The organism is Methanolapillus ohkumae (assembly GCF_032594355.1).
Lineage (GTDB): Archaea > Halobacteriota > Methanosarcinia > Methanosarcinales > Methanosarcinaceae > Methanolapillus > Methanolapillus ohkumae.
In genome coordinates, this window is sequence record NZ_CP131061.1 from 1,324,922 (window position 1) to 1,340,845 (window position 15,924).

Genomic DNA, 15,924 nt, shown 5'->3' on the forward strand with positions numbered 1-15,924 from the left:
GGTTGTTTTTCTTAATTAAAGATTAAAAAATAGAAAGGATTTAAAAAACGGAAAAAGGATTAGGAACCTTTTTCCGAAAGGATGTTTTTTTAAAAAATCTCTTAAATCATGGTGGCTTTGATGATTTTGACATCTTCCATGGGTTTATCATTTCTTCCGGTTTTGACTTTTCCGATTTTGTCAATGACATCCATGCCTTCGACAATTTCTCCAAAAACCGGATGTTTGGACGATGCCGGCGGTTTGTCCCAGTCCAAGTAGGTGTTGTCCACCAAATTGATAAAGAATTGGCTGCCGCCGGAATTCGGGCCGGCGTTGGCCATGGAAATGGTTCCGCGTTTGTTGGAAGATCCTTTGACAAATTCATCCGGAATTGAATATCCGGGACCGCCCATTCCGGTTCCGGTCGGGTCGCCGCCCTGAATCATAAAGTTCGGGATGATACGGTGGAAAATCACGCCGTTGTAAAAGCCTTGATTGACCAATTTTTTAAAGTTTCCGGCCGTAATCGGCATGTTGTCGTACAATTTGATTTTAATGTTTCCCAGGTTTGTTTCTAAAAGAACGGTATTGGACATAAATTTCTCTCCTTTTCATGTTCATGAAATAAACATCACATAATCACATAACATAAATCACATATATAGAATAAAAAAGCGCGGAGAGGGAGATTTGAACTCCCGGGGTGCTGTGCACCACCGGTTTTCAAGACCGGCGCCGTGGGCCGCTTGGCTATCTCCGCATATGGAAAAGTTAGAAAAACTTGCACACCATAAACCAATTATTGCTATATAATAATTTTGCAAAAATAAATGAGAAAGAAGCAAAAACTAACCATGGTTTTTGATACTTTTTCAAAAAGCTAACCCGTTTTTTTGAACAATCGACTGAAAAATGATTGCAGTAACGTGCGCGCCGCTGCCCAAAAATAAAAACAAACAGAAAAAAAATAAGAAAAAATAAAATAAGAAAAAATAAAATAAGAAAAAATAAAATAAGAAAAAATAAAATAAGAAAAAAAGAAGAGTATTCCCGTAAGGGAATTATTCTTCTTCGAGCGCCTGCTCCATGATTCCGTCGATTTCTTCTTGGTCTTTGGTGACACGCTCAACAAATCGGATTTCGGTCAAGTCGGTGTTGTCGAGGATTTCGCGTGCGAATTTTCCTTTGGCAATGAGCCATCTTTGGTTAAAGGTAATGCTTCTTGGGATAAAGATCTTGGCAATTGTTCCGTCAAACTCAATGACAATTTCTTTAATTCCAGTGTAAAGCGCCAAAAGTCCCCGGATTTTTTCTTCGTTGGTGGACAAAGCCGCTTCGATTTTATAGTCGTAAATGACGGTTTTTCCGGCAAGCGGGCTGTTAAAGTCAATGGTTGCGCGGCGGCCGACAACTTTTGTGACAACACCTTGGCGTCCTTCTTGTTCGACAACCATGCCAATATTGGCGCGTCCGTCTTTGAATTTGGAAGTGGACACGGATTGAATCAAATCTTCACGGGGCATTCCAAATGCGTTTTCCGGGCCGATAACAACACTTCCAACACACCCGATCTCTTTTCCTTCAAATTCGGCATCTAACCCGGCAATAGTGTGGCCGCATCCGACCACAACGATGTCGCCGCCGTAAACGCCTTGCTGCGTAAAAATACCTTCGGATTTTGCAACCGCTTCATCGGTTGTGTCAAAAACGCGTCCTTCCTCAAATTTACCGGTATAGCTGACCCGGATAAAATCTCCTTTCTTGAGTGCCATTTAATTTTCACCTGTTAAAAATAGGATAATATCAATAAAATTTACGGATAATCAATAAATAAACAAATTAAAAGTGTTTCTGTTAATGAAACGGTGAGCAATAAATAGAATATTCCTTTAATAATCTTTTCCTAAATGATGAAAAAGATTCATATTCAATATAAAGATCCATCATTCATAATTCTAAAGGGTCATAATTAAACTTATTTAGAATTTTTTTTGTTTTTAAAGGTTTTTAAAATATTTTTTAATATGCTTTTTAAAAAATGTTTTTTAAAAAAATTCTGAAAAAAAAGAGAATCGTGAAAAATCACGATTCAAAAATATAAAAAAATTATTTTATTTTATTTTATTTTATTTTATGTTATTTTATTTTTTCATGGATGCCGGATTTACTTTTGCTTTTTTAAACTCTGATACATCCGGGCTTGGAACCCGTGATATTTACAGTAGCCTTCGGCATCTTTTTGGTTGATGGTCTGGCTGTTAAACGACACCAAATCTTCCGAATAAAGCGCGAACGGAGATTTACGAGCCACCACAATCATGTTTCCCTTGTAAAGCTTCACTTGAACGGTTCCAGTGACACGTTCTTGTGTTTTGTCGATAAAGGCATTCAAATCTTCATAAAGCGGCTCATTGACCAATCCTTGGTAAGCCAATTCCGACCATTGCGCATCGACCATGGCTTTGAATTTGAGTTCCATACGGCTTAAAACCAATTGTTCCAAATCTTTGTGAGATTGAATTAAAATGGTTGCGGCCGGATGCTCATAGTTTTCACGGGCTTTAAGTCCCAAAACACGGTCTTCCACAAGGTCGGAACGTCCGACACCGTTTTTTCCGCCGATTTTATTGAGTTCGCGGATTAAGTCCAAGCCTTTCATTTTTTTGCCGTTGAGAGAGACCGGAACTCCGTTTTCAAATCCGATTTCAAGAAGTGTCGGTGTGTCCGGTGCTTTTTCCGGAGAAACCGTCCACTCATAAATTTCTTCCGGCGGAATGAAGTTCGGGTCTTCCAGGCGGCCGCCCTCGATGCTGCGGCTCCAGAGATTTTCATCCACGCTCCACGGTTTGTCTTTGGTCGCAGTAACCGGAATTCCGTGGTCTTTGGCGTATTCGATTTCCCATTCTCGGGTCAGATTCATTTCCCGCATCGGCGCAATGACTTCAAGACCGGTTGCGCGGAAAATGGTTTCAAACCGAAGTTGGTCGTTTCCTTTACCGGTGCAGCCGTGCGCAAATGCGGCAACGTTTTCTTTTTCCGCGATTTCGGCCACTTTTTTCGCAATCAATGGACGTGCGATGGAGGTTCCCATCACATAGCCTTCGTAATCGCCATTGGCCTTAATGAGCGGAAAAATATAATTTTGAACAAATTCTTCTTTTGCGTCAATCGTGTAGTGTTTGTCGCTGATTTTTTTGGCTTTTTCTTCCGCCATTTTGACTTCCGCTTCAGGCTGTCCGACATCAACAGAAACCGTCACAACGTTGTCAAAGCCATATTTTTCCTTTAAAATCGGAATACAAACCGATGTGTCAAGACCACCCGAATACGAAAGGATCGCTTTTTTTGCCATAATTTCACCCATTTTGCGAATAGAATTATAATTAAATTTAGATTTAGAAATTCGTTAAATTATATTAAATCATAAATTAGACAATTCAATTTCATATTTGAATTGAAAATTTGGGGAATATTTCAACGATTCATTATATTAACTTTGTCTTCACTTCTTTTTTGATAAACAAAACACCCCCAACACAAACAAGAATAATATTTTGTTTACAGATTGAGCAATGCTGCAACGGTTTGTGGTTTGAGCAATGCTGCAACGGTTTGTGGTTTGAGCAATGCTGCAAACTGTTTACGGTTTGAGCAATGCTGTAACGGTTTGTGGTTTGAGCAATGCTGCAAACTGTTTACGGTTTGAGCAATGCTGTAACGGTTTGTGGTTTGAGCAATGCTGCAAACTGTTTACGGTTTGAGCAATGCTGTAACGGTTTGTGGTTTGAGCAATGCTGCAAACTGTTTACGGTTTGAGCAATGCTGCAACTGTTTGTGGTTTGAGCAATGCTGCGACGGTTTATGGTTTGAGTATTGCTTCAACAGTCTGCGATTTAAGAATTGCTTCAAACTATACACACATTTCCAATATTTAGTATTCCGAGAAATTCGAACGCGAATACGCGTTCGAATTTTCGGGAGGGTTTGCTTGGACTGGAAAAAAATGAAATTGTTATCAAAAAATTAAATGGTCAAAATGATCAAAAATTTGCAAAAAAATGCCGCTGAAATATTGTTGTCAAAACAAAAAGCAACCCATATTTTTGAAAAAACTGTTTTAAATTGCAACATCGTTATTTTTACAGTTTTTAAAACTGTGTCACCATACGCATGCGGCGGCGTCACAAAAACAAAAAAAATAAAAAAATAAGAAAAGAAAAGAAATGAAATGAAATGAAAAAAGAAAAGGGACTTACTGTCCCTTGTTGTATTTCTGAATGGAATTAAAAACCATTTCCTTTTCTTTTGCCGCCGTGATGGCTTTTGCGGAAATTTTCGCGCTTTGAAGCGTAGTGATATATGGAATGCCGTAATCCACTGCCGAGCGCCGGATTCTGGAACCGTCTCTTTTGGATTTGGTTTTCTGCGTCGGCGTGTTGATGACCAAAGCCACCTCATTCTTTCGAATGCGGTCAATGACGTTTGGATTTCCTTCGTGCACTTTTAACACGATGTCCATGGACACACCATTCTTTTCCATAAATGCCGCCGTGCCCCGGGTCCCGATCATTTTCAAACCGGCCGCCGTCATTTCTTTCGCGATCAAAAGCATTTCATCTTTGTCCTTGTCACGCACGGACATAAAGACATTTCCGGACAGTGGCAACGCATTATCCGCCGCCATTTCCGCCTTGTAGAAAGCCAAATCAAAACTGTAATCAATGCCCATCACTTCACCGGTACTCTTCATTTCCGGACTCAAAAGAGGGTCGGCTCCGGTCAATTTATCAAACGGTAAAATAACCTCTTTAACCGCCACATGCTTTATGGAAGGTTCTTTTTTGGCAGTATAACCTTGTTCTTTGAGAGATTTTCCAACCATGACCTTCGCGGCGATTTTCGCAAGCGGAATTCCAACCGCTTTTGAAACAAACGGAACCGTCCGACTGGACCGCGGGTTCGCTTCAAGCACATAAACCTGGCCGTCTTTTTCCGCCATCTGAATGTTAATCATGCCTTTGACTTTTAACGCCAGAGCAATTTTTCGAGTGTAGTCGCGGACAGTTTCAAGAATGTCCTCCGAAAGCGTCTGAGGCGGAATCACACAAGCCGAATCGCCGGAGTGAATACCAGCTTCTTCGACGTGTTCCATAATCGCGCCGATAAAAACAGTTTCCGAATCACAGACGGCGTCCACATCAATTTCACGGGCCCCTTCCAAAAAGTCATCAATTAAAATGGGATGGTCATGCGAAACCCGAACAGCTTCCTTAATGTAACGTTCCAGTTCCTCCCGGTCAGAAACAATTTCCATCGCACGCCCTCCAAGAACATAAGATGGACGGACAAGGACCGGATACCCGATTTTTTCCGCCACTTCAATCGCTTGCTTTTCAGAGATCGCATATCCGGCTTCCGGCTGCAAAACATCCAATTTTTTCATCAAAATATTAAACTTTTCGCGGTCTTCTGCAATATCCATATCAGAAGGCGTTGTTCCAAGAATTTTTGTTGGAAGGTTCCGGCGTTTTAACTCCTCTTCCAGCGGAATTGCCAAATTTACAGATGTTTGTCCGCCGAACTGAACCAAAACCCCGTACGGCTTTTCTTTTTCAATGACATTCATGACATCTTCCAATGTGAGCGGCTCAAAGAAAAGTTTGTCAGATGTGTCATAGTCGGTTGAAACCGTTTCCGGATTGTTGTTAATAATGTGTGTTTCAAGACCCTCTTCCCGAAGCGCTTTGACCGCATGAACCGTACAGTAGTCAAATTCAATGCCTTGTCCAATGCGAATCGGACCAGACCCTAAAATCAAAACTTTCTTTTTATCGGAAGAGACAGACAAATTTTTCACATCATATTCCGTGTAATAATAAGGCGTAAAAGCATCCAATTCTTTGGCGCAGGAATCCACCATCCGATACGAAGAGAACATATTTTCCTGGATGCGCATGTTGTTAATTTCAACGCGTGATTTTTTGGAAAGTTCCGCAATTCTTTCATCCGTAAACCCGATCTTTTTGGCATTCAAAAGCAGGTCCTTCGGGAGGGGTTTTTGAGAATACGCCGAGAGCGTTTCTTCCATTTGAACAATATTCTTGAATTTTTCAATGAAAAACGGATTGATTTTGGTCATGTTGGAAATCGCTTCGACTGTGTATCCTTTTCGAAGCGCGTGAATGATTGCAAAAACACGCTCATCGGTTGCGACTTTAAGCAATTGGACAATTTCTTCATCGGTCCAGGAATATTCATCAATGCTCTTTCCTAAATCTAATCCCCGGAGAGCCTTTTGAAGCGCTTCCTCAACATTTCCGCCAATCGCCATCACTTCACCGGTGCTTTTCATGGACGTTGTCAATGTGCGGTCGGCGTTTGTAAATTTATCAAACGGCCAGCGGGCCATTTTTGCAACAACGTATCTGACATCCGGTTCATAATTGTCAGACCCGACTTTAACACCCTTAATGATTTCATCCAATGTTTTTCCGATTGCGATTTTTGCGGTAACGCGGGCAATCGGAAATCCGGTCGCTTTGGAGGCCAAAGCCGAAGACCGGGAGACACGGGGATTGACTTCGATAATCCGGTAATCTTTGGATTCCGGATTGTAAGCAAACTGGATGTTGCAGCCGCCTTCAATGTTTAAGGCCCGAAGGATGCGAATGGCTGCGGCCCGAAGCATTTTTTTGTCGTCTTCCGGCATGGTTAAAATCGGCGCGACCACCATGGATTCGCCGGTGTGAATGCCCATCGGATCAATATTTTCCATGGTACAAATAACAATACAGGTATCGTTTTTGTCCCGCATGACTTCGTATTCAATTTCTTCCCAACCAAGAACGCTTTCTTCAATGAGAAGCTGATGGATGCGGCTTTTCTTCAGGCCGCGTTCCGCGATTTCAAACAGTTCTTCTCGGGTATGGGCAATTCCACCGCCGGCTCCGCCTAAGGTGTATGCCGGACGAATAATAAGAGGAAGACCAAATTCTTTGATGGTGTCTTCGACTTCGTCGATTGAGGAAACCGCTTTGCTTCTGGGGACACGCTCACCAATGCTGAGCATGAGTTCTTTGAAAAGCTCGCGATCTTCCGCGATTTGAATGGATTTGACTTGCGTTCCGATGATTTTCACATTATATTTGTCGAGGATTCCTTTTTCGGACAATTCGGTGGTCATGTTCAGACCGGTCTGACCACCAATTCCGGCAATAATACTGTCCGGTTTTTCTTTTTCAATGATTTTATCAATAATTTCGGATTTGATGGGTTCAATATAGATGGCATCCGCCGTTTCCGGATCAGTCATGATGGTGGCCGGATTGGAGTTCACCAGAACAACTTGGAGCCCCTCTTCTTTTAAAGCGCGACAGGCTTGGGTTCCTGAAAAGTCAAACTCTGCGGCTTGGCCAATTGTAATCGGACCCGATCCGATTAATAATATTTTGTGAACGTCTTGTCTTTTTGGCATAGTTAATCCTCAATTCAATTCATGAATAGGAAAAAAGAAAATAGATGAACAGAGAAAAGAGAAAATAGGATTAGGAAAGTCAAAACCGGAAAAATAGTTTTTGAAAAATGAGATACGGGCTGATAACCACGTCATTTCATTCCGGTCAACATATTTGATACATGAAGGCGGTTTTGAGGGATAACTTCGGCTCACACCTATTTTAAAGTCAGATCCCGCGAATTCGTCTTTCAAGTGTACCCATTCCGATTTTAGTTGACTTAAAAATGATAAATACGCATAAATGCAGGTTTTTTTAAGCCTCTAAAAGTGCATTGATAATTCTTCAAATATATAACTCCTCTGTTTGAAAATGTCATGAATATGTATGTAGTAAAATGAGCCGGCCAAAAAAAGGAAATGACAAATAAAAAACAAAAAAATGAAAAATCAACTATGCCCGCTATAGAAGAAAATAATAGATAGATAAAAATGAATTTTAAGAAATTTTTAAAAAACAAGTAAACAAAAAACAAGAAATTAAAAGAATAAACAAAAACAAGAAATTAAAGAATAAACAAAACAAGAAATTAAAAGAATAAACAAAAACAAGAAATTAAAGAATAAACAAACAAGAAATAAAAAATTTAATGAAAGTGAAACCAAAAGCCAACGAAAATAAAAGAAACAATATAGAAATAAAATAGAAATAAATTAAGAAAGACTCAACAGAAGTAAACAAATGATTATAATTTGGAAAATTATTTTTTAAAACACTTATAAAATTGTCAATAAAGGGTTTTTAAGCAAAACTATTAAATAGAAACAGATATTAGAAGTGCAATACAATAACATCCTCATAGCGTAAATACGTTTATTCACTATTTGGAGTAATTTTTGAAAAGAGCTTAATATTTTAAAACGATTTTTAAAACTTTGAAATCAACTGAAAAAACAAGTTGAAAAATAGAAAGAATTAAAAATTGATTTTAGATTTATTAAGGATCTTGAATTTGTTTTTATTAATTAGAACGAGTAGAAAAGGATAATTCGCCACAAACTATCCTTTTCTCTTTCACACATTTCTTCCAATTCAAAGATTTTTGAGTCTCGTTGAGTTATTGAAAAATTTCAGCCCAACACTGACAATAACTCACTAGGTTTATCTCAAATATATACTTATCGTTCGGTTCTAGGATTTTATAGCAAACTATTCGACGATTGCTAGAGATTATCTATTTTTATCTACGACATTTTTTGACCGATTCAAAATGATATCAAAATATATCAAATTCGCTGTTTTTGCTAATAGTTTTCTGAATAAACGAGAAAGAATCAAAAGCAATAGAGTTTATTGGAGAAATAGAAGAAGAAATCGACAGGGATTTAGCAAAAAATAATAGATTCTAGATTTTTGCTAGAAAAACTATTGTTTAGGAATAAGAAGGATGATAAATCAGCACTTCTGCATCCATTTATAGAATATAGCAAATGATATCACACCCAACCAAGAAAAATAAAAGATCTTAAAAACATATTTCATTATTTTCATCGGCTTTTCCTTGCAGGCTGCAAAATTTTTATAGAATAAACCATAATCCCATGCAATTAAGGAAAATTGTGTAAAAATATCTATCAAAATTCTACCGGATTCTAGCCGGCGGTCTAGCACCAGCGAATTTTTAAACCAGCCTATTGGAACATACGGCCAGAGGTATAGCAAAAATTAGCTTTTGAATAGGAATTTCTAAGAGCGGCTGATAATTTGTATGAATTTGTATCATATTTTATAGGAGGCTTAACCCGCCGAACAAAAATAAAATATAAAATCAAGGCACTCACCTTTGTTATTATAAGTTTGCTCCAAAAATATGTAACTGGAAAATATGCAATAATGATAAATATAGAAAAAGCATATTGTTGGATAGATTTTTGATATCATAAAATAAACAGGCTTGACAAAACATGACAGATCCTACTGATTCAAATGATAGCAAATCCACAGAGGAAAAAAAATCCCTGCAGATGAGGATGTCGGCGGATGACGGCCGGTCCGGCGATGATAAAAAGCAGTTAAACGTGAGAATCTCAACGGAGCTCTATAAGAAACTTGATGCGGTCAATGAACCCAAAGGCATTGTTGTAACCAAAGCGCTGGAGAAATATTTGGAGCCGGAAGTCTCATCCGCCGTTTCCCAAGAATATTTGGACGCTCTTTTAAAACAACTCAGCGTAAAAGACGAGCAAATTGCTGCCCTTTCCAAACAACTCGGAACAAAAGACGAACAAATCATGGAGCGAGACAACACGACCAAAATGCATATCGCTCAAGTTCAGACATTGATTAACCAGCTGGAAAAGAAGCAATTGGAACTCGAAGGCGCAAAAAGTAAAAAATGGTATCACTTCTGGTGATACTGATTTTTTGGATTTTTCTATAATTATTAAGACATTTAGATCATTTTATAGATCATTTGATTTCATTTATATTTTAGATCATTTTTTTGGATAAATCATCAAAATCACTTCAATTTTTCTTTACTTGAAGAACTAATCAGAATTTGAAAAAAATGTGATACCATTCAACGCTGCACAATGGAATAAATGCAAAAGCCTGATTCAGCATTTAAAAAAAGATTGTGATACCATTCAACTATATGGTCTGGAAATGATATTAAAACTGATGTATTAAAGAAATAAATATTTAAAATATTAAATTTTGGGAATTAAAAAAAGAAGAAAGCCGCTTTTGCGGCTTTACTAAAAGTTAAAACTTAAATCATCTTCCCGATTTTTTCTCTCAAAAGGGCATTGACAACCTTTCCATCCACTTTTCCGCGGTATTTTTCCATGACAATTCCCATGAGCGGTCCTGCGGCGGCAAGTCCTTTTTCCGCAACAAAATCCTTCTTTTCGGCAACAATCTGTGCGACAAATGCTTCAAGTTCATCCAAGTCAATTTCCTTAATGCCCAACTTTTCCACCGCGCTTGCGACAAAACAGCCGGAATCGTTGCAGACGACAACCAAAATATCTCTTGCGGCATCTTTGGATAACTTTCCGGCGGCGATTAAATCAAACATGTCTTCAAACTGCGCGTCGGAAATGGAATCCGTATCCAATCCTTCCCGTTTTAATTCCGGAAGAACGCCGGTAAACGTACGTGCAAGAAGCGTCGATGTCACAAATTCACTGCCTTTGTATTTGTCAACCAATTTTTCAAAAAGCGCCGAATACTTTGAAAACACAATCAAGTCCGCAAACTCTTTGTTCAGATTGTATTCCTTCATGAAACGGACAGCCTTGTTCGTGAGAAGTTCGGGAACCGGATGATTTTCATACTTTTTGCGGCTGATGGGAAACGTGTACAAATCCGTTTCCGGATACATTCGGGCTGCTCCAGGGAGCGGACGCATGTACGATGTGTTGCCGTCCGGGAGGGCATGCCTAGTTTCATTCGGAATCCCAACAAGCAAATCATTTGCACGCTGCAAAACCGATTCCATCGCCTTTTTAACAACACTTTCCCGGCCGGAAATCATAATGACAGCATCCTCCGCTTTCGCCCCAACTAATTCCCGAAGAGCATCCACTTCCTCTTGCAAAATTCCATAATTTGGAAGCTCATCCGTATGGAACAAACCCGACACGCCAACAGCTTTTGCCCGCTCGGACAATTCCGTCCCGACCCGCCGTCCCGGCTGGATTTCCCGGCCGACAAAACCATCAAAACCATTGAGCCGGATGGCGATAATGCGCCGGTCTTTCGCGCTTTTTTGAATCACTTTCGAACTTGTGTTTTTAAAAATCTCGGTTGCGTCAAACATATCCGGGCAGACCGATGCTCCTTTCGCAAGAAGTTCATTCCGGATTTGAAGAAGATGAATCTGCCGCATGATTTCGCGGCGCACAAGCTCATCAATCATATTCAGTGCTTGAACACCTTTCATTTCGACACGGGCACCATCTCTGATAGAAACATTCACGTCCTGGCGAATCGTTCCAATCCCGCGCTTGACTTTTCCGGTGGAGCGCAGACACATACCCAAGTGGGATGCCACTTCATATGCCTGCTCCGGTGTTTTGATGTCGGGCTCAGTCGCAATTTCCACAAGCGGAATACCCAACCGGTCAAGTGAAAAAATGATATATTCATCCGTTTCCTCTACTTTGGGAGCCGATTCTTCTTCCAAACACAAACTCGCAATCCGGCAGCGTCCCGACTTTGTTTCAATCCAGCCGTTTCCCGCAATAAAAGATGTGCGCTGGTAGCCGGCCGGACCCGACCCGTCCACGATGATTTTGCGCATCGTGTGAACCCGATCCACCGGAACCAAATGCAATAACTTGGAAATTGAAAGTGTGATGTCAAGCGCCTCCGGATTGATCGGTGCAGGACCCGCTTCGTCAATGTCACCCAAACAGGTGGTGTCATAAACTTTATAGATATTTTGTTTGTTGGCTTTTGTCTGTTCGACCGCCGCTGCATCCATCATTCCCAAATTGTTGGCTTTTGGACGTAAATACCGCCGGATTTCATGCGTCGACTCCGACACTTCCCGGTAAATATTCGGGCAACGGCAGTGAAGTTTCTTCTCCGATGCCACCTGCTGGTGAATTTCAAGACCGACTTTCAGTCCGAGCGCTTCATAATCATATTCCACCGTTGTTTTTGTATCGTTTGTCATAGTTAAAAATCCTAAAAGTGTATCACTCAAAGATTAAAACATATTTGTTATAAACTTAACCCAAATTACAATTTTAACCAAAAATGCAATTGTTATAAAATCCCAATCATGAACGATCTAATTTATTATCACAATTTATTTTTCACAATTTTTGTAAAAAATTTATGTTATCACAGTTGTAAAAGATTATTGATTTTTTGCAGCATTATTGATTTTTTGCAGCATTATTTATTTTTAGCATTTTGTATTTTGTTTTAGCATTTTTATATTTTTGTTATTTATGAATTCATTTTCAAAAAGAATTTAATCCCCAATAATTTCGACAAGCGACTAATATGACCTTCGTCAGACTTATTTCGCCTTTATTTTTGAGAAAAAGTCATAAAAACACTACATAGGGAATGATTTTTAGAGTATAATTCCCTCCAAAAACTGAGTTTTATATGATTTTTTTGGTTTTCCAGAGACCACATCACTTATAAGAGGGAAACGATTTTTGACTTTTACCCAAGAGTATATTGGAAGTATTATTTCAAATGAATCAAATACTTCAATTGGATTAAGATACAGATTCGCAGGAATTTGGAAAAAAAGATAGAGAAGAAAGAATATAATAAATATCGGATAAAATATAAAAAAGAATAAATTTCAAAATAATTGCCGCATCTTTTCGGCAGATTTACCCGAACAATGCCGTTTCAATGGTAAGGTATATATTCTTCTTTTTATCTTATATTCAAGAAGTTATTTGATTATATTTTAGATAAGAATTTATATAGTCAAATAAAGGATTAAAGTAGATTCTTACGACAAAACATGTCTGATATACTCAAAATTACTGTTTGAATGAATAAAGCCAATTTAGGCATTTAAGCAAAAATCGTACATGAGCGTACAGTTTTAGATTTAACACTTGGAGTTTAGATATTTATGAAAACACATGGAAACCACTTCGGGAAAATTATGGGGGCTGCTCTCGTTCTCTGCCTTCTTCTCACATTACTCCCGGCAGCAACCATTGCAGCACCGGTCGATGGATACATCGAAGTCGGAACAATTCCGGTCCCTGATTTCACCGGAACACCGCTTCGCGGAAAAGCACCGTTAGATGTTGCCTTTACGGACTTATCCGCCGGTGCAAGACAGAATATGACCTACAACTGGAGCTTTGGCGACGGAACGTATTCTACCACAGCCGGTGATGTGAGACACACTTACACCAAAGAAGGAAACTACACGGTGACTTTGACCATCACAAACAACTATGGTACTAAGAACATGACCAAAACCAACTACATTTACGTTGGTGCCGGCCCGATTGCCAACTTCACCGCCAGCCAAACATCCAACAACTCCCCGATGAACGTGAAATTCACCGACCAATCCGGCGGAAACCCGACCTCCTGGTCCTGGAGCTTTGGTGACGGAACAACCTCCACCGAAAAGAGCCCGACCCACATGTACGACAAAGTCGGCGCATACACCGTTTCGTTAACAGTTAAAAACGAATTCGGAAACGACACAATGACCAAAACCAACTACATCAACATTGGTGTCGCACCGTATGTTTTCTTTACCGCAAACTCCACTTGTGACAATTCCAGACAAATTGTCTTTACCACCTACGGCCACGTCACCGATCCGGTGACCTACAACTGGAACTTCGGCGACGGAACAACTTCCACCGAGAAGAACCCCACCCACAACTACAAAGCTGCAGGCAAATACACTGTGATTTTAAACGTGACTGACAAATACAGCACCGTCAGCTACACCTTAAAAGATGTCATTGTTTCTGACACGGTTAAAGCCGACTTTACCGCAACCAACAACATGGGAAGCGCACCCTTAAAAGTCCAATTCAACGACGCATCCGTCGGCAGCGGAAATTTGACCTACCTCTGGAACTTCGGAGATGGAACCACGTCCACCGACAAGAACCCGAGCCACACTTACAACCAAACCGGCACCTACAGCGTTGCTTTGACTGTTGTCAGCAGCTGCGGTGTCAACTCAATCATTAAAGACAACTTCGTCAGTGTTGGAAAAACACCGGTTGCAGACTTCGTCGGAACCCCGACAGATGGCAGAGCAACCCTCTCCGTGCAATACACCGACAAATCCCAAGGCGAGAACTTGAAATATGCCTGGGACTTCGGAGACGGAACAACCTCCACCGAGAAGAACCCGAAACACGACTACACCAAGGGCGGCGTCTACACAGTTAAATTGACTGTCACGAACTCCTACGGTACCAACACCATGACAAAGGACAAATACATCACAGTCGGATCCGCCCCGCGCGCAGACTTCCAGGCTGACGTCCTCTCAGGAATTGCACCGCACCCGGTTCAGTTCACAGACCTCTCCACAGGTAACCCAACCTCCTGGTACTGGGACTTCGGAGACGGTGGCGCAACATCCACTGAAAAGAACCCGAAACACACCTACCAGAAATCCGGTTACTACAACGTCACTTTGACCGTCAAGAACCAATACGGTGAATCCACCCTCTTGAGACTCGGCGACGGACAAAAGATCTATGCAGAAGACCAAGTGAAACAACCTGTGAATGACAGCAATATGACAAATGGCACCAATGGAACCAACGGTACAAATGGAACCAACGGCACCAACGATTCAAAACCGGAATCTTCCATCCCCGGATTTGAGTTTGTCTTTGCAATTGCCGCAATCGCTGGTCTCATCGGTGTCGGATTGTACAAGAGAAGAAAATAATTGAAATGAAAAAAGAGGAGTAATCCTCTTTCTTTTATTTTATTTTTCTTTTATTTTTTTAGCGTTTTTCTCTTTTTCGTGATTTTATTCTTTTTTGGGATATTTTTTAAGGATCCCGAGTTTTTCAAAATCAAATAAGCGGTGATATGATGACACTTGAAGAAACAAAGGAAAAAGTCAGATCTTATGCCGAAAAATATGCGGCAAAGAAAGGTTTTCATCTGAATCCGAATTCGGAAGAATTGGATATGGTCATTGAGGGATTGGCCAAAAGAAGAGAACAGTACGGTGTTCAATACTGTCCATGCCGGATTATTCTGGGAGACAAAACAGAAGACCGAAAAATCATATGTCCTTGCATTTACCATGAAGAAGAAATCCAGCGAGACGGCTCATGCCATTGCGAATTATTTTTTAAGGGCGAATAAATCGATGGCAAATGTCAAATAATTGAAAAGGGCTTGTATCTTAAAAAAACAGAAAAATAATAAAAACGATTTTGGAAAATATAGAAAAATAATATTTAAATCATCATTAAAATTATTATTATAAATTATCATTAAAGTATCATATTGGGGAAGCACCATGGACGAAAATGAAAGACATTTACTTCAATTACAAGATAAAATGGAAAAAATGAATGACGACGACCTTTTAAAATTCATATTCGAAAACTACCCGGAAGCGGGCTGGTGCGGAAAACGAAAATTGGTGATTCGGAAAATTTTAACGTTTGAACGGTTCAGAATTTATGGAGATAAGGATCCATCAAAGCCGGACTAAAATCCGGGTCAATCATTTTTAGAAAATCATATTTTTAAAAAACGGTTTCTTAAAAATTGACTTTGTCGAAACATTTATATGAAAAAAAAGGATTTAAGGCAATGCTTTGGAAACGTCAATTAATTTAACGATTCCGGCATCATTCGTTTTTTCAAAAACAGTCTTCGTGGCCGGGGTGGGGTAAAGGTTATCCTGAAGCCCTGTGGAGGCTTTGACCCGAGTTCGATTCTCGGTCCCGGCCCTTTTTGATTCAAATTAAGATTTCTGATTTTTTAAGTT

11 protein-coding genes and 2 tRNA genes are annotated in these 15,924 nt (G+C 39.9%); 7 read left to right on the plus strand and 6 right to left on the minus strand.

Features of this window, described 5'->3' with window-relative positions; translation table 11 throughout:
• Window positions 1–101: 101 nt before the first annotated feature.
• The 4 genes from MsAm2_RS05730 to MsAm2_RS05745 form a co-directional block, all read right to left on the minus strand.
• Window positions 102–578 (minus strand): peptidylprolyl isomerase, encoded by a 477-nt coding sequence (locus tag MsAm2_RS05730; protein ID WP_338097305.1) that lies wholly within the window; start codon window positions 576–578, stop codon window positions 102–104.
• A 79-nt stretch (window positions 579–657) separates the two neighbouring features.
• Window positions 658–742, minus strand: a tRNA-Ser gene (locus MsAm2_RS05735).
• A 301-nt stretch (window positions 743–1,043) separates the two neighbouring features.
• Window positions 1,044–1,754 (minus strand): FKBP-type peptidyl-prolyl cis-trans isomerase, encoded by a 711-nt coding sequence (locus MsAm2_RS05740; protein ID WP_338097306.1) that lies wholly within the window; start codon window positions 1,752–1,754, stop codon window positions 1,044–1,046.
• A gap of 392 nt (window positions 1,755–2,146) precedes the next feature.
• Complete coding sequence (locus MsAm2_RS05745) at window positions 2,147–3,334, minus strand: argininosuccinate synthase (RefSeq protein WP_338097307.1); 1,188 nt, start codon at window positions 3,332–3,334, stop codon at window positions 2,147–2,149.
• 274 nt (window positions 3,335–3,608) lie between these two features.
• Here MsAm2_RS05745 and MsAm2_RS05750 point away from each other — a divergent pair, with 274 nt between their 5' ends.
• Together MsAm2_RS05750 and MsAm2_RS05755 are read left to right on the plus strand one after the other, a co-directional pair.
• Window positions 3,609–3,743: a hypothetical protein gene (locus MsAm2_RS05750; RefSeq protein WP_338097308.1), complete on the plus strand. Its 135-nt coding sequence runs from the start codon at window positions 3,609–3,611 to the stop codon at window positions 3,741–3,743.
• 30 nt (window positions 3,744–3,773) lie between these two features.
• Window positions 3,774–3,917, plus strand: coding sequence for a hypothetical protein (locus MsAm2_RS05755; RefSeq protein WP_338097309.1), 144 nt, complete (start codon window positions 3,774–3,776; stop codon window positions 3,915–3,917).
• Window positions 3,918–4,234: 317 nt separating this feature from the next.
• Here MsAm2_RS05755 and carB read toward each other — a convergent pair whose 3' ends face one another.
• Window positions 4,235–7,456, minus strand: a complete 3,222-nt coding sequence (gene carB, locus MsAm2_RS05760) for a carbamoyl-phosphate synthase large subunit (protein ID WP_338097310.1) — start codon at window positions 7,454–7,456, stop codon at window positions 4,235–4,237.
• Window positions 7,457–9,466: 2,010 nt separating this feature from the next.
• Here carB and MsAm2_RS05765 point away from each other — a divergent pair.
• Window positions 9,467–9,850, plus strand: coding sequence for a hypothetical protein (locus MsAm2_RS05765; protein WP_338097311.1), 384 nt, complete (start codon window positions 9,467–9,469; stop codon window positions 9,848–9,850).
• A gap of 359 nt (window positions 9,851–10,209) precedes the next feature.
• Here MsAm2_RS05765 and gatE read toward each other — a convergent pair whose 3' ends face one another.
• The gene (gene gatE, locus MsAm2_RS05770; protein WP_338097312.1) at window positions 10,210–12,123 is read right to left on the minus strand and encodes a Glu-tRNA(Gln) amidotransferase subunit GatE; all 1,914 of its coding nucleotides are present in this window, start codon (window positions 12,121–12,123) and stop codon (window positions 10,210–10,212) included.
• Window positions 12,124–13,053: 930 nt separating this feature from the next.
• Here gatE and MsAm2_RS05775 point away from each other — a divergent pair.
• The 4 genes from MsAm2_RS05775 to MsAm2_RS05790 all read left to right on the plus strand — a co-directional run bounded on the left by MsAm2_RS05775 (window position 13,054) and on the right by MsAm2_RS05790 (window position 15,886).
• Window positions 13,054–14,862, plus strand: coding sequence for a PKD domain-containing protein (locus tag MsAm2_RS05775; protein WP_338097313.1), 1,809 nt, complete (start codon window positions 13,054–13,056; stop codon window positions 14,860–14,862).
• A 149-nt stretch (window positions 14,863–15,011) separates the two neighbouring features.
• Window positions 15,012–15,290 carry a ferredoxin-thioredoxin reductase catalytic domain-containing protein gene (locus MsAm2_RS05780; RefSeq protein WP_338097314.1) on the plus strand — a complete coding sequence of 93 codons (279 nt, stop codon included), beginning with the start codon at window positions 15,012–15,014 and terminating at the stop codon, window positions 15,288–15,290.
• Between the two features lie 157 nt (window positions 15,291–15,447).
• The gene (locus MsAm2_RS05785; protein ID WP_338097315.1) at window positions 15,448–15,645 is read left to right on the plus strand and encodes a hypothetical protein; all 198 of its coding nucleotides are present in this window, start codon (window positions 15,448–15,450) and stop codon (window positions 15,643–15,645) included.
• Window positions 15,646–15,814: 169 nt separating this feature from the next.
• Window positions 15,815–15,886, plus strand: a tRNA-His gene (locus MsAm2_RS05790).
• Window positions 15,887–15,924: the final 38 nt, after the last annotated feature.